Here is a 19,178-nt window from a genome sequence, read left to right as displayed (position 1 = left end):
CCCGCCCCACACCCCGGGCGGGTCTCGTATGTTTGCCCTACACGATGTCGAAAGGTGCGAAGGTGACAGAAGTCAGTGCGGACTATGTGATCGTCGGGTCGGGTTCGGCGGGCGCGGTACTCGCCGACCGGCTCAGCGCTGATCCGGGACGCTCGGTGATCGTGCTCGAGGCCGGCCCGGCCGACAAGGACAAGTTCATCCGGATCCCGGCCGGCTTCTCGAAACTGTTCCGCAGCCCCTACGACTGGGACTATCTCACCGAACCGCAGCCGCAACTCGGCAACCGGCAGATCTACTGGCCGCGCGGTAAGACCTTCGGCGGATCCTCCTCGCTCAACGCGCAGATGTGGGTCCGCGGTTTCCGCGCCGACTACGACGAATGGGCCACGGCCGCCGGCCCCGACTGGGGATTCGACAAGGCGGTCGAACAGTTCCGCACGATCGAGGACGTCGAAGGGCCCGCCGGCGACGACCACGGCACCGGCGGGCCCCTGCATATCTCCCACCAGCGCAGTCCGCGCCCGTCCACGGCCGCCTACTTGAAAGCCGTCGCCGAACGCGGGTTCTGCGTCGAAACCGCGAACCTGCCCGAGCCGCAGGGATTCACCCAGACCATGGTCACCCAGTACCGGGGCCGGCGCTGGAGCACCGCGGACGCCTATCTGCGGCCGGCCATGAAACGCCGCAACCTCACCGTGCTGCCGGAAGCCACCGCCACCCGGGTGCTGTTCGACGGGGACCGCGCCGTGGGTGTCGAGTTCTCCCGGGCCGGGCGCCGCGAGCAGGTGCGCGCCACCAAGGAAGTGATCCTGTCCGGCGGAGCGATCAACAGCCCGCAACTGCTCATGCTGTCCGGGATCGGTGACCGGGCCGAACTCGAGCGGCACGGGATCGACGTCCGCCGGCACGCTCCCGAAGTAGGCGCCAACCTACAGGACCATCTCGTCGCGGGGCTCGGCTACTCGGTGGCTGCCGATTCGCTTTTCGGCGCCGAAAAGCCCAGGCAGCTCGTCGATTACCTGCTGCGGCACCGTGGCATGCTCACCTCCAATGTCGGCGAGGCCTACGGTTTCGTACGCAGCGACCCGGATCTGGAATATCCCGATCTGGAACTCGTGTACGCGCCCGCGCCGTTCTACCACGAAGGCCTGATCGATCCGACCGCGCACGGCGTCATCCTGGCCACCGTGCTGTTGCGCCCGCGCAGCCGCGGCACCATCACGCTGGCCTCGAACGACCCCCTCGCCAAAGCGGTGATCGATCCGAAGTACCTCTCCGATCCCGACGGCGCCGACCGGGCCGCGCTGATGGCCGGATTACGGCATTGCGCCGAAATCGCCGGCACCGAGGCGATGAAAGGTGTTCTCGGCGACCTGTGCTATCCACCGGATGCGGCCGATGGGCTGGCGGAGGAAACGCGGACGGTATCGCTCGAGCAGTACGCACATACGCTCTACCATCCCGCCGGCACCTGCCGGATGGGTTCCGACGATACGAGCGTCGTGGATCCGCAACTACGCGTCCGCGGCGTCCGGGGACTGCGGGTGGCGGATGCCTCGGTCATGCCGGTCCTGGTACGCGGCCACACCCACGCACCGAGCGTGTTCATTGGTGCCCAGGCCGCCGAGTTCCTGACCCGCCCCTGACAGCGTGCGCAACCGCCGGCTCGGACGCGGTGCAGCCGGCGGTTCCCGGGACACTGCCCGTTCCCGGCGAACCCACCGGTGACGGATATGCGGTGACGTCACCGGTGGGTCGCGGCCGCCGCACCGGCTCGGGCGGCAGGGCCCGAACACCCGGGACCCGTCCGAACCGGATACGGCGGCCGGGTACGCACCGAACAGAACTGTGGAGTCGGGCAGTTATGCCGGTGCGCACCGTCTACCGGCGGATCACAGCTTGCCGCCGCCGCCGATGAGCCACGGGTTGAAGGTGCACTGCAGCGCCGGGAACTGCACCGGATCCAGCGCCTGCAGGGCGATGGACAGCGCGCGCGGCGAATACATCATCGTGAGGTGGTCCGACAGGTCCTGTTCGCACCCGTCCTGCAGGGTGATGTTGCGGACGGGCGCGTCCGGCCCGGGTTTCAGGAAGGTCAGGTCGAAGGGGGTCGTCACCTCGTCGTAGCGGGTGCCGACGACGGTGTACTCCACACCGGGCACCGTATCGCCGGCTGCGTTCAGCTGGTTGACGAAATCCGAGCCCACCGTCTGCTGGATCCCGGAGTGGCCCACGAAGATCTCGATGAAGCCGAGAATATCGATACCGAAGTTGTTGATGGCCCGGCCCAGTGCACCGATCCCGTCCAGGGTGGTGCCGTGGTGGGTGGCGCCGTAGGTGATCAGTTTGGCGACCTTGTCGGCGCCGCCTTCGAACTTGGTGTACCAGTTCGACATCGAGCCGCCCTGGGAATGCGCGACGATATCCACCTCGGCGGCGCCGGTGGCCGCGAGTACCCGGTCCACGAACACGGCGAGCTGCTTTGCCGAATCCTGGATGTAACCGGTACCCATCGTGCCCGGTAGCACGGAGCCGAGCCCGCCGCCCTGGACGAGATTCGCGCGGCCGTAGTTGAAGGTGAAGGTGCAGAAACCCGCGTCCTTGATCGGCTGTCCCATGAAAGCGAAACCGTTGTAGGCGTTCATCCATGTGCCGTGGATCAGCAGTACCGGGCGCGGGTGTTCCGCGGTGGGTTTGCAGTTCCAGTCATTGGCGCCGGGTGGCGCGACATCGGCGTTGAACAGGCCGTGCGCGAAAGCCGACAGGAACGCCGTCTGCGCCGGGCCGTGGCCCACAGTATCGGAGGCGTACCCGCCCGAAAGGCCCGAACTGCTGCCCGAACCGCCGTAACAATCCCCGGAACCGTTACCCGAACCCGCCCCGCTGCCGGAGTTACAGGCCGAGCCGCTGGCGCTTCCGGAATCGGCGACCGGCCCGGCGGTCCGGCCCGCCGCGATGTATTCGGCCAGATCCTGTTCGGTGGGAGCCACCGGCGGGCCGGCTCCGGCGCCCGCACCGGTGAACCCGAAAAATAGTGCGGTGGCGGCACACAAGACCGCGGCGCGCAGCCGGCCGGAGGTAGGTCGATTCATCAGGACCCTTTCTGCCAGAACTTCGTCGTCCGATTCCCTTGCCGCGCAGAGTTTTCGCGGCAGGGAAGCTGCGCCGACAGTACGGGCGGCCGACCGGTTGTCCAATGATTCGGGTGGTGGAATTGGGCAGCTCACCAAAGCGTTCGATCCGGTTTGGTGCCCGTCACAGACGAAACGATCGGGAATTCCCCGGAATCGCGGGGGCCACGCGGGCAGGGTGCCGTTGCGAACCCTGACAAAAGCACGTTTTTTCGTGGATTGTCCAATAACACAGACGATCACGAATCGATCACGGCCAGGTACCCGAAAATGTGATCACCGCTTTTCGATACACGGCCGATTCCGGCCCCGTCATTTCGGAGTTCGCGATGCCCGATATCCGCAGCCACCGCCGCCGCCGCGCTCCCGGGTTCCGGACGGTTCTGACCACCGCCCTCACCGCTGCCGCGATCACCGCGGGTCTGTGCGGATCGGCCGGCGCCACCCCCATCGTCCCGGACGGGCTACCGACCGGAATCGGGGAGTTGCCGAACGGCCCGCTGATGCGCGCGCACGGCCCCGGGACCGCGATCGTGATCCTCGGCTACGGTTTGCTTCCCGGCGGCACCATGCGTCGCGAACTGGTGGAACGGTTGCGCGCCGGGTACGTTCAAGCCCTTCTCGCGCCGCTGTCCCCGGTGATCGTCACGGGCGGGAACCCGCGCAACGGGGTCACCGAGGCCGCCGCCATGGCCGCCTGGCTCATCCGCCACGGGCTACCGGCGCAGCGCGTCCATCAGGAACCCGCTGCCGCCACCACCGTGCAGAACGCGCAGCGCAGCGCGCAACTCATCCACGCGCTCGGGGCATACGATGCGGTGGTCGTGACCTCGGAAAACCATATCGACCGCGCGGCGGCCAGTTTCACCGCCGCCGGTGTACCGGTCGCCGCGACGCTCACGCCCCGCCAGATTCCGAAATTCATTGCAACCTGGTGGCAGTGAGAAAGCGAACGGGACGCGCTGCGGTATGTATTCCTTCGTCAATCCGAATTCCGACTGGGTACCGGACCGGAATATCTGCGCGGTCGTCAAGGGTGCCCGGTGAGCTCCATTGCGCGAGCGAGAGTGGGCCAGCTCCGATGCAATTGGACCTCGAAATCCGGCCACGAATGCATACCTTCGGGCAAGAAATCGACCACCGCCGGAATATCGAGTTCGGCGAGCCGGGTGGCCAGGCGTTCGGTGCACAGGCGCGCGCCCTGTTCCAGCAATGAGCCGCCGCCCATGAGTACGGCCAGAATCTCCGGGCTGTCCCCGATCGACATCAATGCGGCACCGCTCGGCGTTCCGTTGGCCACCGACAGATAGATCCCGGTACCGCGCAACCTCTCCGCGCCGAGCAGACTGTCATGGGCCCGCCATTCCGGTGAGGTCGGCGGCCCGAACAGATTTTCCGGGTTACCGCCGCGTGAGGCCACCGTCATCACCGTGACCGCACGACCGAGCTCGTCGGCGGTGGAGTAACACCCGCTCATTCCGGCGACCCCCCGATAGAAACCCGGATGCCGCTGGGTCAGCATCATCGCCGCCTGCGCCCCCATGGATACACCGGCGATGGCGCGAACACCGTTGGATCCCAGGTACTTCTCGACGATCGGCGGCAATTCTTCGGTGAGGAACGTTTCCCACCGATTGAGCCCCAGGGCGGCATCCACCCGGATCCAGTCCGCGTACAGGCTCGCGGTTCCGCCGGTGGTGAGCACGACATCGACCGGTTTATCGGCGAAGAATTCCGCGGCGCCGCCGTCGGTCAGCCAGCCCGAGGTGGGGCCGCCGTCCACTCCGTCCAGCAAGTACAGCGTGGGCCGCGGCGCCGGACCGGTGCCTACCAAGGTATCGACGGCGATCTCGCGGCGCATCGCCACCGAACGGATATGCAACCGGATCCGGCGATCGCTCAACACCTCCACCCGCAACAATTGCGGACGCGCCTGCCGGGTCTCGGTGGCGGCGGGACCCGGCGGCGCGACCGGCGGGACACCGGTCGCCGGAGTAGCGGTGGCAGTCATACCCAGCACTGCCAGTGTGGCCAGAACCGTCGACCGGAATCTCATCTCACACCTCGCGGTACCACTTGTCATTCGAAGCCCCTGTCACGCCGCTCCTGGTTTTCCCGGCCGGGTGCGCGCACCGGACGGGACGCGCGGCAGCCGGCGCAACCGCATGGCGTCCACCACCGAATCCGGCTCCAGGGCTGCGCCCTCCGCGATCCGGTACAGGCCGGGTGGCCGGCCACCGGCGCGCAGTCGGTCCAATAGTTCGTGCGTACGTCCGGCCAGCTCCGGGATCTGGTCGGTGGAGCCGCTGGCCACGATCGCGGTCGGCGGGGCCTCCGCGGCCTCGGCGACCAACTGCAGTACCTCGGCGCTCATCACCCCCGCTCCCACCGGACCGCCCCCGGTATCGTGTGCTGCCGCCAGGGGAATCAGCACGGTGCCGCCATCGGCGTGCAGTAGCGACAGGGAACGCGAACCCAACGGCGGCCCCAAGGCCGCCTGTACCCGGCGAAGCTTGCGCCGGGCCGCCGACACCGCGCCGGGGCCGCCGGCCCGTTCCTCGGCGTTCGGCGGAATCGCCAGGGCCACCACTTGATAGGCGGGTGCGACGCGTAGTCCCGACCTTCTCGCCAGCGCGCTCACCCCGTGACCGCCGAGAAGCGCCGCGACCATCGTCTGCGCCGAGGTCTGGTGTTCACGGGCCACGATTCGATGCTCGTCCAGGTAGGCGGTGGCGGCCGCCGTGGTCACCACCTCGACGACCCGCACCAGCAGACGGGCGGCGTCGGCCATAACCTGTCCGCCCACGGCGGCCTCCGCCATCCGCGCCGCGAGGAATTCGAAGCCGCTGCGCGCACTGTCGTGGCAGGCCGTGAGTACCGATTCCAGCGCCACCCCTTCGCGGGCCCAGCGGGCGGCCGCGGCGGTGATCGTCGCCGCGGCGGCGGGCCGGGCGCCGAGATCCTGTGCGGCCGCGGCCAGGCAGTGCCGGACGGTGGTGACCATATCGGCCGCGTCGATTTCCGGCCCTGGACACCGGAAATGCGCTACGAGTTCGGCCTCCAGGTCTGCGCTTCCGGAGCCGGCTGCCCTACTGCCCACCATAACTACCGGACAGTAACCACGAACCCGGGCGTCAGCGGCCCATCCGTCGTCTGTCCGGATACTTCATCAGGGGATCGACCGCGAATTGGGTTCGGTCACAAACCGATAACGACATGGCGAATTACTCGCCGCGGGGCCGTACGCCGATCTGCCGGATTCAGTGACCGGGGCCGAGTTCCCGGCGCAGCGGCTGGTCCAGGATCCGCGGCTGCCGCCGCCGCAGCGCGGCCAACAGTCCCGGCGTGTGCTCGGGAGGTGCGGCATGCACCGACAACTGGTTGGCGACCGACCGGTAGGCGTCCAGATCCGCTTGTTTGTCGAGGTACAACGCCCCGGTGAGCTGCTGCAGATACACGATATCGGGCAGATCGGCCTCCGCGAACCGCAGATAGGTGAATGCACCGTCGGTCATGGCGGGACCGCCGACGTGATCGGCCAATACCTGCACGGTGACATGCGGTTGTTTTGCGGCGGCCTGCAATCGGTCCAGCTGAGCCGACCAGATCCGGGAACCACCGATCCGGCGGGTGAGCGCCGCCTCCTCGACGATCAGCCAGAGGTGCGGCGGATGCGGACGGGTCAGGATATGCTGCCGGCGCATCCGCAGCGCCACCCGCCGTTCGACGGCTTCGGTCGTCTCCCCCGGATGCGCGAGAGTGAGCAGGGCCCGTGCATAATCCGGCGTCTGCAACAGTTCGGGCACGGCACGTGGTTCGTAACACCGGATCACCTGCGCCGCCTGTTCCAGGCCCAGATACATATCGAACCATTTCGGAAGCCAGTCGTTGTCGCGGTGCCACCAGCCGGAGGTATTGGCCTGGCGGGCCAACTCCCGGAACGCCGCCAGCTCCTCGTCATCGGTCACCCCGTAGAGCTGGAGCAAATCCACCAGATCACGCTCCCGGATACTGGTCCGCCCCAGCTCCAGTCGGCTGATCTTGGAGTCCGACCCCCGGATATGGTCTCCGGCCTGCTCCCGGGACAACCCCCGGGCCTCCCGCAAACGCCGCAGACGTCCGCCGAGGACCATGCGCAGCACCGTGGGCCCACCCTCCACCGCGGCACGCGCCGCAGTCCCCGATCCGGTCGAGGCAGCCGTCTCCAACGCCGATCGCATCCCAGAAGCACCCATTATTCGAGTTTCGCATGGGAGCGGCACGGGAGACCAAACGAAACCGCCGTGCAGTGAACGACATTCGCGTGTCCGGGCAGTTCAGCACCGGCGTCCCGGCGGCGTCCCTGCGAGACAGCTCATAGCGCACGGTAGCCGGAGCACCGCCGTCACCCGGCTGTCGTATGGTTCCCGACCGGGTCACGGCGCTTCGTGACCCCACCCGAGAGGAGCCGGTACATGCTGTGAATCGCCCAGACCCGATTCCGGAACATGTTCTCACCCATGGTCGGGACTTAAAGTTACACACAACGGCGTCGACGGTGACGCTGCCCGGAAGGAGGCGCGAATCGTGGACGCTCCAGCACCGGCCACGGCCGAACGCGACACCAGCGGTCGCGACAACCTCACACGCCGGGTGACGGTCTACTTCGACGGCCCGGCACCCGATAATGCCCTCGTCCTGGAATACGCGGCAACCAGCACCGAGGCATGGGAGTTCACCTCCGCCGCCGTCCACGCGGGACTCACGGTCACGGTGGACAGCAAGATCAGGCCGGGACTACGCCGGTTGCCGTGCCACAGCCTGTGGCGCTGAATCATCCCGGGCCGTTCGCACGGCCGCCCCGGAAACGCGTGACAGCGCACCCGGCGGCACAACCCCACAAACGCGGCTGCGCCCTCTAAGCTCGGAAGCACCGGCACGACGAACCGCCGGAACCGACCACAGGAGCGTCTATGCCGGCCGATCCCACATCCCGTGTGGCCGGTTCGTTCGCTCTTCTGTGTACGGCACTGCTGGCCGGCTGCGGTCCTCCGGATCCGCGGGAGCCGGCAGCGGCCACGGCGGCCGGATCCACGACAGTGGTTCCGGAGATCCCCCGTCCGACCGCAACGCCGGCGACCGACGTCGCGCGCAGTTCCACCCCGGTGGTCGATCCTTACGCGGGAATGCCGTTGATCGACCGGCTGGCGTGGACATCGACCGTCGACGGTCCACGTCTCGTGGTCCATCCCACCCGCGCCGGCCGCGACACCACCTTCCCCGGCGCCGCGGACCGCGCCTGGCGCGAGATCAATACGCTCGACCCCGCCGCGGACACCCCCGGAATGTGGGATCAGTTCCGCTGCCACTGGGAGTGGGCGCGGCTCATCGCGCCGGACAAGCCCACCTGGAATCTGGAGCCCTGGCGGCCACCGGTCGGTTACGACGCGACCGTCGGCGCCGCCTGTAACCCCGGCGGTCCCGAACGCTGAGATACGAGAGGAGTCCGGTATGCGCATTGTCATCGCCGGTGGACACGGCAAGATCGCCCTACTGCTCGCCGAACGGCTCACCCGCCGCGGACACAGCGTTATCGCGTTGATCCGAAATCCGGCGCACGCCTCCGAGGTCTACGCCACCGGCGCCGAACCGGTGGTCCTGGACCTGGAACAGGCGGTGGTGACCGATATCGCCGCGACCCTGCAGGGAGCGGATGCGACAGTATTCGCCGCGGGCGCCGGGCCGGGCAGCGGCGCGGCCCGCAAGTACACCGTGGACCGGGACGGCTCGGTGCTGCTCGCCGACGCCGCCGAACGAGTGGGCACCCGGCGCTTCGTGCAGATATCGGCCATGGGTACCGGTCTGGCGCCTGCGCCGGGCACCGACGAAGTGTGGGCCGCATATCTCGAGGCCAAAACACAGGCCGAGGAGGATCTGCGCCGCCGCGACCTGGATTGGACCATTCTGCGCCCGGGCCGCCTCACCGACGCGCCCGGCACGGGTTCGGTCACGCTTGCGCCACCGCGAATCGGCCGGGGCGATATCCCGCGTGCCGATGTCGCCGATGTGGTGGCCGCACTACTCGATACGGGACATACGGCCGGTCGTACGCTGGAACTCGTCTCCGGCGATACCCCGATCGAGGCGGCCGTCGCCGCCCTGGCGGACTGACAAGATCAACCGAAAACCGTTCCGACACAATGAATCGATCGTGCAGATGTACTTGCATTTGAAAGCACTGCCGACCTAGACTCGTCCCACACCGCTATACAGGGGATAACATGGGGAGGCCGCGTGAGTGAGCCGACGACAACATTCGCCAGTGGTTTACTGCCACAGCTGCGGGACAGTCCAGCGGGTCCGAACCGATTCGGTAGTAGTACAACCCGAATGGATCCTGCCCCGATAGGCAAGCCGGCGAACGGTATTGATATGAGTACATTCGGCGTCCGCGCCGGTGGTCCCCGCGCCGGTTCGTCGCGCGAGACCGCCGTAGAGTTCGTAATCGACGCAATAGAGTCCACTGGCGCAGCGACACGTGACGATTTCGATATCGACCAGATCGTCACAACTGTCCACGCGCTGTCCGACGACTGGGATTTCCGTTCGCTGCAGCCGGATACCTTCTGGCGCGTGGCGTCCACCTTTATCCGGGCCTGACGGACGCGGGAAATCACCGTCTCGGCGGCTCGGCGCCGGGGCGGCCCGGAAGTTCGTCCGCAACCGCCCTTATCCGACTGGTATTACAGGCCTTTCGTGTATTCGGCGATGATCGCCCGGGATTTCTCCGGCGTCGCGGCCTGCACACTCAGTCGGTCCATCACCGAGAGGTACAGAGCCAAATCCTCGCGCCGGTCCAGGTACAACGCGCTCGTCAACTGTTCCAGATATACGATATCGGGCAGATCAGGCTCCGCGAATCGCAGAATGGTGAACGAGCTTCCCGCCGCGGGATGTTCGCCGGCCGAAAACGGGACGATCTGGATGGTCACATTCGGCAACCGCGTCAGATCGAGCAGATGTTCCATCTGGGCCCGGTGCACCTCCGGACCACCGACCGGGCGATGCAAGGCCGCCTCGTCGATCACCGCCCAGACGACCGGCGGATCGTTGCGGTGCAGAATCTCCTGCCGACGCTGCCGGAAAGCCACCCGACGGTCGGTATCGGCGTCCTCGTAACCGAGGGTCACCACCGCACGCGCATAATCCGGGGTCTGCAAAAGCCCCGGAACCAAATGTGACTCGTAGGTGCGGATCTTGCTGGCGGCCTGCTCGAGGCCGAGATACTGCCCGAACCAGGACGGCAGCAGATCACCGTAGCGATGCCACCATCCCGGTTCGTTGGCTTTACGCGCGAGATCGAGAAACCGCTCGCGCTCTTCGGTATCGGTGATGCCGTAGAGCGTCAACAGGTCCCGGATATCGCGTTCCTTGAAACTCGACCGGCCCAGCTCGAGCCGGCTGATCTTCGCATGGGAGCCACGAATGGCCTCCCCCGCGGCCTCGCGGGTGATTTTCTTGCTCTCACGCAATTTCCGTAGCTGGCCGCCCAACGCAATGCGTAGGACCGTGGGACCACGCTCCGCCTCGACGGATTGGTTGCCGCCACGATTCCCGGGCTCTGCGATCATGGAGTCGTCTCCGCTTTCGGGTTAACCCACGGTGCGCCACAGTGCAATCCGCGGCGCACCACGCCGACGGCCCATGCTACCTCTCATACAGCGAGATCGTCGAACTCTCCGGCTTTCGCGCCCTGCAGGAACGCCTCGATCTCCGGGCGGGTATAGAAGAGCACACCGCCGTCGGGGAATCGCGAATTACGCACGGCCACCAGGTTGTCGGCCGCCTCGGCGAACTCGACACAGTTCCCGCTCGGATTGCTGAAGGTGCTCTTACGCCAAGCTCCGACCACCCGATTGGTTACTTCCGACATAGGACCTACTCCTTGCTCATGGTTGCTGACACCCTCGTCGCATACCGCCGGTCCTTACAGATGCACTCGCAAGTGTTCTTGCATCTGCACCGACATCAGGACGATAGCACGAAGTTCGCCGACGCGCCCCCAGAGCCTCCGGAGGGACGCCGCCACCCCGCGGACATCCGTTCCCGACCGGCCCACCGTAGGCAGCACCGCGCGACCCCGCAGGGCCGCGCGCCTGCCGGGAGCCCACCCGCAAGCCTTGTACTGTCGCAATCCGACACCGGTTCCACCAGCCCCGAGAGCCGGCCGCGACGCCCCCTCCGGCACGCTCCCGGCCTCTATTGCCGAGGAGGCCGCCATGCCCGACGAACGCCCGCGCACCATCCGGACCGATATCCCGCACCCCGCCCGGATCTGGAACTACTGGATGGGCGGGAACGACTATTACGAAGTCGACCGGATCGCCGGAGACGCGGGCAGCGCCGTCTATCCCGGGATCGGCACCCTCGCGACGGAAACACGCCGGTTCCTCGCCCGCGCCGTGCGATACCTCGCCGCCGAGAAAGGAATTCGCCAGTTCCTCGACATCGGCACCGGACTGCCCACCGTGCAGAACACCCATGAGGTCGCCCAGCGCGTGGCACCGGAATCCAGGATCGTGTACGTGGACAACGACCCGGTCGTCCTCGCACACGCCCGCGCACTGCTGGCCGGCACCACCGACGAAGGAGTGACCACCTATATCGACACCGACTACCGGCACCCCGAGATCGTCGTGGCCGATGCCCGCCACATCCTGAACCTCACCGAGCCGGTCGCGGTGATGTTCATGGGAGTCCTCGGTCATGCCCGCAGCGCCGCGGAAATGCGCCGGATCGTGCACACCGTACTCGAAGCGACCGCTGCCGGTAGCTACCTCGTGCTCTGGGACGGCACCGACGACGATGACGCCTATGTGCGACTGTGCGCCGAGTCCGCCGATATCGGCGGTGAACCGTATATGCCGCGGCCGCAGTCCGAGATCCGCGCGCTGTTCGACGGCCTCGAACCTGTCGCCCCGGGATTCACCTCGGTGGCGCGGTGGCAGCCCGGGGAACCGATTACCGCCGGCCCGTCGATCCCGGCGTACGGAGGTGCGGCGCGCAAACCGTAGCCCGGTCCGGCGCCGGCGAGAAGCGCAGTGCGAGTAGAGCGGTGGCGGGCGACCGACGGGCGATCGCGGGGAAATTTTCTTGAATGTTGTTTGCAGATGTACTTGCATTTGTAAGTGACGGCGACATAGACTCGCACCACCAAGAGGGGCGATACGCAGCAACTTCCGGTCGCTTCGCCGGATCGGGTAGATCGCCCCCGCACCATCGCACGTGAGGGGCAACCGAATGATCCAGCCATTCCGAAGTCCCCACCGCAACGCGGTCGGAAGCGTTCCCGGCACCTACGCCCTGGGGCCCGATCCGGACCCGCTGCGCCACTTGGCGCCCGAAGCCGGCACGGACTGTAACGCCGAACCGCCGGTACTCACCTACCGGCAGGCCCGTGCCATCCTGCGTGTCCACGATGTACACGGCCCGCAGTGCCGGCAATGGCTGGCGGCCGCGGCCTACCTGTCCGCGGGACTGGACGACGAATAACCCCGCGTACCTGGCGCTTCTTCCCCGAGCCGAGACGACGGCGTCCGTCCGATGCCGATTCGTGCTGGTATTCCGCCCCCGGTCGCGGGATTGTAGAAATCCCGCGCTCATGTGGATGGTGACCATGCGTATCGCCGAAATCCTCAACACCAAGGGCAGCGCCGTCGCGACTGTCCGGCCCGATACGGATATCCGAGCGTTATTGGCGCTGCTCGCCGAACAGAACATCGGCGCCGCCGTCGTCTCCCCGGACGGCAAGCGGATCGCCGGGATCGTCTCCGAGCGCGATGTCGTACGCGGCCTGCACCGGCACGGCGCGGCGCTCCTCGATTTCCCCGTCACCCGGATCATGACCACCGAGGTCCGGACCTGCAGCCCCGGCGACCGAGTCGACGGACTCCGGGGGATCATGACCGATCACCGGGTGCGCCACCTCCCGGTCGTCGACCAGGGCCGCCTCACCGGGATCGTCAGCATCGGCGATGTCGTCAAGAGCGCGCTGTCCGAACTCACGACCGAACGGGAACAACTCGTCGGATACCTACAGGGCGGGTACTGAACCCGCTCAGCCCAGATCCGCAGACAGCCAACGCTCGGGCCGCATCCGGACCATAACGTGTTCCCCCAGCTCGGCCGCGGCAAATGCCAGATAGCCCTCCACCTGGTCCGGCGGAAGATAGCGCGACACCATTTCCCGATGCCGGGCATCCGGCAGCGGCTCCACCGCCGTGACCGGTCCTTCCACGCTCACATAGCGGACCGTCGGCTGCACCCGCTGCACCATCAGGCTGAACCGGCCTGCGTCCCGGATCCGGCGCATCTTCGCCGATTCCGGCCCGGTGGCCACCCACAGGTCCCCGCCCGGTGTGTACTGGTACCAGATCGGGACCGTCAGCGGCCCCCGGTCGGGCCCGGCGGATACCGACAGCGCGCCGATATGCGGTTCGGCCAGCAACGACTGTCGTTCTTCAGGAGTCAGAGACATACGCGCACCCTAGTGCTCCACACCGACAGAATCGGGGAGGCCGCGACAGTACTTTGCTGTCTACCCAAACCTGCTGCGCAGCAAAGCCACTGGGCGTGACTGCCCGGTGATGGGTATCGTTGGTGCAGTCCGGCGGATCGGCGGAGGGAGCGAGCACGATGCGGTCCTCGCTGCCCGGCCGGGATCTCCCGGAGCATCCCCGCCGCGGCCCGGCCGAGGCACTGTTCTCACCGCGGGTGCGGGAATCCTTTCCCGCGCTGGCCGGGGCTCCCGAGGTGTATCTCGACAGTGCGGCCACAACGCAGAAACCGCGCGCGGTCATCGAGACCGTGCGGACGTATCACGCCTCCGCGACGGCCAACGCCGCCCGCGGAACCTACCCCTGGGCCACCGCGCTCACCCAGCGGATCGCCGCGGTCCGGGAACGCACGGCCCGGTTCATCGGCGCGGCCCACACCGACGAGATAGTCTTCACCGGCGGCGCAACCGCGGCCCTCAACGCCGTCGCCCTCTGCTGGGGTCTCACCGCATTCCGCGACGGAGACGAAATCCTTTACAGCCCTCGCGATCACGCCGCCAACGTCCACCCCTGGTATCTCCTGCGCGATACCCTGGCCCGGTTCGGGCGGCGGATTCATCTCGTCCCGTATCGGGTGACCGCGACCGGGGCCGCCGATATCGGTGACATCGCCGACAAGACCGGTTCGCGTACCCGGCTGCTCACTGTCACGCATCTGCACCATGTCTTCGGCAGCACGACCGTCCTGGACGATATCCGGGATCTGTTACCCGAACGGGCGCGGGTCTGCTACGACTGCAGTCAGAGCGGGGGGCACCTGCCTGTCGATATGTCCGCTCTGGACGCCGATTTCGCGGTCTTCGCGGCGCATAAGATGTTCGCCGCGCCCGGTACCGGCATCCTGTACTGCCACCGCCGGGTCCACCCGGAACTACGCCCGTTCCTGCCCGGCGGGACCACGGACGCACGGCTCACCGCCGCCGGGTTCGAGTCCGGGCAGATGCCCGGACTGCTCGAGGGCGGCACCCCGAATATTCCGGGCATCCTCGCTCTCGGCACTGCCCTCGAAGTTCTCGAATCGTACGGTATGGCCGCTGTCGCGGCGCACAACACCGCGTTGACGCAGCGCCTGGTGACCGGACTCCGGGAGATCGGCGGAGTGGATTTCCTGCCCGGTCCCGCCTACGGCGGGCACGACACCGGTCACGGCATCGTCTCGTTCACCCTCGACGGTATCTCCGCGGCCGATCTCGGTTTCGTACTCGCCGAATACGGCTTCCTGGTCCGCACCGGCGCGCACTGTGTTCCCGGCGGCGCCGCCGGGGACGCCGTACGGGTCAGTACCCAGATCTACACCGGCACCGACGATATCGACCGTTTCCTCGACCGTGTCCGCGCCCTGGCCCAGGAGATTCCATGACCATCGAGACCGGCCCGTCCCGCGAAAGTATCCAGGCATTTCGCTACGATCGGCGGACCGCTGCGCAGATCCTGTCCGAACTGGCCCGGCCCGGGCTCTTCGGCCCCACCGCCTCACGCCCCACCCGGCGTTTCGAGTACACCGCCACCGAACTGCGGCCCGAACAGGGCAGTCACCTCACATTCTCGCAGCGGCTGTATCTGGAACGGTTCATGCAACCCTGCCGGGCCGGCGAGGTCACCTCCGCGACCCACCGGATGACCTGGACCGACAGTGCCGGAATTCCCAACACCGGGTTCTATCGGGAGGACGGGTTCGGGCCGCAGGTGCCCATCGCGACCCGGGAGGCGGTGCTCGTGCTCTGGGAGCAGATCGACGCCGAAGGCGCGCTGGCCGGCCGTATCGCCGCGCTCGGGACAGCGGCGCGCGAGATACTGGCGGCGACCACCACCGACCACGAGCCGATCGATATCTTCCGGGTCGGCGTCGAATCCGCCGGGCGGGCACTGGCCCAGCATGCGCTGCTCGCGGGCGGGACGCCCTACGGGTCCGCAGCCGAATTCGCGTGCGGACTTCTCGATTCCGGGATTTTCACCGCGGTCGCGACCCGCTGGTTCTGGGAACTCCAGGCCTCGACCTACCGGCGCGGCATGATTCCGGTGGAGCTGCAGGTCACCGCCGACGGCACGGTCCGCTACCCGCAGCGAACAATCACGACCCTGCGCGCGATGAAGGACGCCACCATCGCCGAGGCCCGCCGCGTAATGCACCGGGCCACCACGGAAGAGGGAATGTCGGTACCCGAGGCCATCGCCCGCTATCACGACGATCTGGACCTCATCTCCCGCCAGTATGCGCTGTTACCGGCGGACGAAAACCCGGTCTGCCCGGCGGCGGTCACCCATCGTGGCGGCGGCGGGAACTACACCTTGCTTCCGCTCGTCGCCCGGCATCTCGTGGAGGTGTTCGGCGACCTCGTGACCCGGTGTGAACCGGTGGCTGCCCGAGTGACCGGCGACGTCGGCGACGACCTTCCCGTGACGGCCGAGGATCGGATCTTCTACGTACCCGATATGACCTGCAAACACTGCGTGCGAACCATCGGCGGCGTACTGGAAACCATGGATATCCGGGTGGTCGATATCGACCTCGACAGTAAACGGGTGATCGCCGAATTCCGCAGCCCGCGCAACCGGGCCCGGGCGTTCGAGGCGCTGCGCGACGGCGGATACAACCCGGTGGACCGGCGGTCCGGCACCGAACCGGCAGTCCCCGGACGGTGACCGTGCGACAGACCACACCGATTTCCGGCACCCGGATCACGGCGGCCGAGCCGCCTGCGTTACCGGCCCGATGGGATCCACTGGTCCGGGATTTCCTGGCCGACCGGACCGCGCTCGACCGAGTGGCCGGCCGGTTCGGGACCCCGGTGCACCTGCTTTTCCCGCAAGTGTTCGCCCGCAACCTCGCCCGGTTGACCGCGGTGCTCGACGCGGCCCGGGTCGGCTACCGGATCTGCTACGCGCACAAGGTGAATCGTTCGGCTGCGCTGGTGCGCACCGCCGCCACGCTCGGTACATTCGTGGACGTCGCCTCGGCCGGAGAGCTGGACTCGGCTCGGCAGGCCGGATTCACACCGGATCGGATCGAGGTCACCGGCCCGAAAGGCGAGGCTTTCCTGCGGTCTCTGGTGGGCAGCGGCGTCACGGTCAATATCGACAACCAGTGGGAACTCGAAACGCTGGCCGGACTCGCCGGACCGGACTCGCCCGTCCCGGTGCTGCTGCGGATCAGCGGCTTCCCGGACTCCCGGCCGAGCCGGTTCGGTATCCCGGCAGGTTCGGTGGACCGTGCGCTCGACGTGCTCGCGAACAGCCGGGACCGGCTCGTCTTCCGCGGTCTCGCCTTTCATCTCGACACCGGCGATATCGCGGAGCGGCTCGGGGCCGCGAAGACCTGTTTCACCCTGTTCGAACAGGCCTGCGCCCGGGATCTGCTGCCTTCGGTGCTGAATATCGGCGGCGGCCTGCGGCAGGTGTTCACGGCCGACGCGTGCCGGTTCGACGACTACGTACACCGCCTGCGCGACGGGCTCACCGGTCGCGGCCCCCGGATGAGCTGGGGCGGCGATACCTTCGGATACCAGGTGGACGGCACCTCGGTACGCGGTACGCCGGTGTTCCACAAATACGCCAATACCGTCGCGGCCGACGTGATGCTCGCCGAGCTGCTGACCGCGCCGCTCGACGGCCACGGCGGACGCGGAATCGGCCGGGTCGCGGCCGATAATCTGCTGGAGATCTGGCTCGAACCGGGAAAATCCCTGGCCGATCATGCCGGGATCACGCTGGCCCGGGTGGAATTCGTGAAGGAGTCCGCCGACGGCAGTGTGCTCGTTCATCTGGATCTGAGTCGGGATTCGGTGACCCCCGCGGACCAAGAGGTCATGGTCGACCCGCTGCTGCTGCCGGGGCACCCGCCCACACCACCCGGCGACCCGGTTGGTGTCTACCTGGCGGGACGGCTGTGCCTGGAACGTGACCTCATCACGGCCCACAAGATATGGCTGCCCTGGCGGCCCCGGCCGGGCGATCTCGTCGTGTTCCCCAATACGGCCGCCTACCACTCCGATCTGTCCGCCGCGGCGGCGGCCATGCACCCACCGGCGGCCAAGGTCGCGATCGAGTTCCGCGACGGAACCTACCGGGCCACTCCGGACGCCGGTTTCCACCCGCGACCACCCGGTCGCGAATCACTGACTCCCGAGGTCCCGTGACGATCTATCAGCACATCACCGAACTGATCGGTGACACTCCCCTGCTCCGCCTCGATCCGGACGTACACGGGCTCGACGGCGTCGACCTTTACGCGAAACTGGAATCGCACAACCCGTTCGGTTCGGTGAAGGACCGGGTCGCCTGGGCGATGCTGCGCGACGAGCTCGAGACCGTACGCGCCGAGGGCCGGACCTTGATCGAGGCGTCCAGCGGAAACACCGCCAAGGCGTTGCGCGTACTGGGGGCAGTCCACGGTATCGGGCTGCGGGCCATGACCAACCGGATCAAGGTCGGCGAGGTACGCGATCTGCTGCGCCTACTGGGCACCGATATCGTCGAACTGCCCGGACTGTCCGAATGTCCGGACCCCACCACCCCCAACGATGTCTATTCCGCCATCGAACGCGCCATGGCCGCGGAACCGGATCGATTCAGGCATCTGTCGCAGTACACGAACGAGAAGAACATCGCCGCGCATCACGACGGCACCGGCCGGGAGATCCACGAGGATCTCGCCGCCGCCGGTATCGACCGCGTCGACTACCTGATCGGCGGTCTCGGCACCACCGGCTCGAGCCGTGGCGCCGGCAGCTATCTGCGCAAATTCCATCCGGAACTGCGGACGGTGGCCGTGGTGTCCGACCGCGGCGATTTCATTCCCGGGATCCGGTCGGAACGGGAGATGTGGGAGGTCGGGCTGTTCCAGCCCGATTTCTACGACGAAATCGTCACCGTCGAATCCGGGCCCGCCCTCGAGGGCACCTTGGAACTCGCCACCGGGTACGGGATCCTCGCCGGACCCACCAGTGGCGCCGCCTACGCCGCGGCCCGCGATGTCCTCACGCGGCCTACCCGCCGCGGGGAGGCGGTGGCAGTGCTGATCGTGTGCGATCGGCTGGAACCGTACCTGTCCTATATCCGGCAGCGGCGCCCGGAGTTGTTCGGCGGCGATACCGCGCACCGGACGCCCGGCCCCGCCGAGATCGCCGCGGCTGCCGGCCTCGATCCGGCCGGGCTCGCCGACATGATCCGGGCACAGCACACTGTGGTGGTCGATACGCGTGGTGCGATGGCCTACCGCATCGCGCATATACCCGGTGCGATCAATATCCCCGACGACCGTCTCACCGAACTGTTCGCGCACGGTACGCCGTTCTCGCGGGCACACCCGGTGGTATTCACCTGCCCCACCGGCGATATCTCCCGGCAGTTCGCCGCCACCGCACAGCAGGCCGGGCATCGCGCGTTCAGCCTCGACGGCGGGATCGCGGGATGGCGGGCAGCCGGCCTGGAACTGGAACGCGGGTAATCGGTG

Annotated in this window: 20 protein-coding genes; 13 read left to right on the top strand and 7 right to left on the bottom strand. The window is 67.5% G+C overall.

Annotation, left to right across the window (positions count from 1 at the left end; genetic code table 11):
* The first annotated feature begins 44 nt into the window (after positions 1–44).
* The gene (locus IU448_RS02055) at positions 45–1,646 is read left to right on the top strand and encodes a GMC family oxidoreductase (RefSeq protein WP_195053784.1); all 1,602 of its coding nucleotides are present in this window, start codon (positions 45–47) and stop codon (positions 1,644–1,646) included.
* A 246-nt stretch (positions 1,647–1,892) separates the two neighbouring features.
* Here the strand turns inward: IU448_RS02055 and IU448_RS02050 are convergent, their stop codons facing one another.
* Positions 1,893–3,092: an esterase/lipase family protein gene (locus IU448_RS02050; RefSeq protein WP_195053783.1), complete on the bottom strand. Its 1,200-nt coding sequence runs from the start codon at positions 3,090–3,092 to the stop codon at positions 1,893–1,895.
* A 368-nt stretch (positions 3,093–3,460) separates the two neighbouring features.
* Here IU448_RS02050 and IU448_RS02045 point away from each other — a divergent pair, with 368 nt between their 5' ends.
* Positions 3,461–4,075, top strand: coding sequence for a YdcF family protein (locus IU448_RS02045; RefSeq protein WP_195053782.1), 615 nt, complete (start codon positions 3,461–3,463; stop codon positions 4,073–4,075).
* Between the two features lie 86 nt (positions 4,076–4,161).
* Here IU448_RS02045 and IU448_RS02040 read toward each other — a convergent pair whose 3' ends face one another.
* The 3 genes from IU448_RS02040 to IU448_RS02030 form a co-directional block, all read right to left on the bottom strand.
* The gene (locus IU448_RS02040) at positions 4,162–5,187 is read right to left on the bottom strand and encodes an alpha/beta hydrolase (RefSeq protein WP_195053781.1); all 1,026 of its coding nucleotides are present in this window, start codon (positions 5,185–5,187) and stop codon (positions 4,162–4,164) included.
* 39 nt (positions 5,188–5,226) lie between these two features.
* On the bottom strand, positions 5,227–6,234 hold the full coding sequence (locus IU448_RS02035; RefSeq protein ID WP_195053780.1) for a transcriptional regulator: 1,008 nt from the start codon (positions 6,232–6,234) through the stop codon (positions 5,227–5,229).
* A gap of 157 nt (positions 6,235–6,391) precedes the next feature.
* Complete coding sequence (locus IU448_RS02030) at positions 6,392–7,264, bottom strand: helix-turn-helix domain-containing protein (RefSeq protein WP_195054974.1); 873 nt, start codon at positions 7,262–7,264, stop codon at positions 6,392–6,394.
* A 433-nt stretch (positions 7,265–7,697) separates the two neighbouring features.
* Between IU448_RS02030 and IU448_RS02025 the strand changes: the two genes are divergently transcribed.
* From IU448_RS02025 to IU448_RS02010, 4 genes are all read left to right on the top strand, one after another.
* Positions 7,698–7,943: a hypothetical protein gene (locus tag IU448_RS02025; RefSeq protein ID WP_195053779.1), complete on the top strand. Its 246-nt coding sequence runs from the start codon at positions 7,698–7,700 to the stop codon at positions 7,941–7,943.
* Positions 7,944–8,083: 140 nt separating this feature from the next.
* Positions 8,084–8,602: a DUF2599 domain-containing protein gene (locus tag IU448_RS02020; protein WP_195053778.1), complete on the top strand. Its 519-nt coding sequence runs from the start codon at positions 8,084–8,086 to the stop codon at positions 8,600–8,602.
* Positions 8,603–8,621: 19 nt separating this feature from the next.
* Complete coding sequence (locus IU448_RS02015) at positions 8,622–9,281, top strand: SDR family oxidoreductase (protein WP_195053777.1); 660 nt, start codon at positions 8,622–8,624, stop codon at positions 9,279–9,281.
* Positions 9,282–9,542: 261 nt separating this feature from the next.
* Positions 9,543–9,770, top strand: coding sequence for a hypothetical protein (locus IU448_RS02010; RefSeq protein WP_195053776.1), 228 nt, complete (start codon positions 9,543–9,545; stop codon positions 9,768–9,770).
* Positions 9,771–9,853: 83 nt separating this feature from the next.
* Here IU448_RS02010 and IU448_RS02005 read toward each other — a convergent pair whose 3' ends face one another.
* Positions 9,854–10,741, bottom strand: a complete 888-nt coding sequence (locus tag IU448_RS02005) for a helix-turn-helix domain-containing protein (protein ID WP_195053775.1) — start codon at positions 10,739–10,741, stop codon at positions 9,854–9,856.
* Positions 10,742–10,824: 83 nt separating this feature from the next.
* Positions 10,825–11,043: a DUF397 domain-containing protein gene (locus IU448_RS02000; protein WP_195053774.1), complete on the bottom strand. Its 219-nt coding sequence runs from the start codon at positions 11,041–11,043 to the stop codon at positions 10,825–10,827.
* A gap of 346 nt (positions 11,044–11,389) precedes the next feature.
* Here IU448_RS02000 and IU448_RS01995 point away from each other — a divergent pair, with 346 nt between their 5' ends.
* The 3 genes from IU448_RS01995 to IU448_RS01985 all read left to right on the top strand — a co-directional run bounded on the left by IU448_RS01995 (position 11,390) and on the right by IU448_RS01985 (position 13,221).
* On the top strand, positions 11,390–12,184 hold the full coding sequence (locus tag IU448_RS01995; RefSeq protein WP_195053773.1) for an SAM-dependent methyltransferase: 795 nt from the start codon (positions 11,390–11,392) through the stop codon (positions 12,182–12,184).
* Between the two features lie 226 nt (positions 12,185–12,410).
* Positions 12,411–12,662 carry a hypothetical protein gene (locus tag IU448_RS01990; RefSeq protein WP_195053772.1) on the top strand — a complete coding sequence of 84 codons (252 nt, stop codon included), beginning with the start codon at positions 12,411–12,413 and terminating at the stop codon, positions 12,660–12,662.
* Positions 12,663–12,786: 124 nt separating this feature from the next.
* Positions 12,787–13,221, top strand: a complete 435-nt coding sequence (locus IU448_RS01985) for a CBS domain-containing protein (RefSeq protein WP_195053771.1) — start codon at positions 12,787–12,789, stop codon at positions 13,219–13,221.
* Positions 13,222–13,227: 6 nt separating this feature from the next.
* Here the strand turns inward: IU448_RS01985 and IU448_RS01980 are convergent, their stop codons facing one another.
* Entirely contained in the window at positions 13,228–13,647 is a 420-nt protein-coding gene (locus IU448_RS01980; RefSeq protein ID WP_195053770.1) for a pyridoxamine 5'-phosphate oxidase family protein, read from the bottom strand.
* A 158-nt stretch (positions 13,648–13,805) separates the two neighbouring features.
* Between IU448_RS01980 and IU448_RS01975 the strand changes: the two genes are divergently transcribed.
* The 4 genes from IU448_RS01975 to IU448_RS01960 are packed head-to-tail and all read left to right on the top strand — an operon-like array spanning position 13,806 to position 19,172.
* Positions 13,806–15,086 carry an aminotransferase class V-fold PLP-dependent enzyme gene (locus tag IU448_RS01975; protein ID WP_195053769.1) on the top strand — a complete coding sequence of 427 codons (1,281 nt, stop codon included), beginning with the start codon at positions 13,806–13,808 and terminating at the stop codon, positions 15,084–15,086.
* Positions 15,083–16,369, top strand: coding sequence for a heavy-metal-associated domain-containing protein (locus IU448_RS01970; RefSeq protein ID WP_195053768.1), 1,287 nt, complete (start codon positions 15,083–15,085; stop codon positions 16,367–16,369). Before IU448_RS01975 ends, IU448_RS01970 begins: the two co-directional genes overlap by 4 nt.
* Positions 16,366–17,862, top strand: coding sequence for a decarboxylase (locus IU448_RS01965; RefSeq protein WP_280457375.1), 1,497 nt, complete (start codon positions 16,366–16,368; stop codon positions 17,860–17,862). Before IU448_RS01970 ends, IU448_RS01965 begins: the two co-directional genes overlap by 4 nt.
* Entirely contained in the window at positions 17,859–19,172 is a 1,314-nt protein-coding gene (locus IU448_RS01960; protein ID WP_195053767.1) for a pyridoxal-phosphate dependent enzyme, read from the top strand. Before IU448_RS01965 ends, IU448_RS01960 begins: the two co-directional genes overlap by 4 nt.
* Positions 19,173–19,178 lie beyond the last annotated feature (6 nt).

The sequence above is a fragment of the Nocardia flavorosea genome, assembly GCF_015477805.1.
GTDB classification, from domain to species: domain Bacteria; phylum Actinomycetota; class Actinomycetes; order Mycobacteriales; family Mycobacteriaceae; genus Nocardia; species Nocardia flavorosea_A.
Note: the sequence above shows the minus strand (reverse complement) of the source record. Positions and strands in the feature narration are given on the sequence as shown.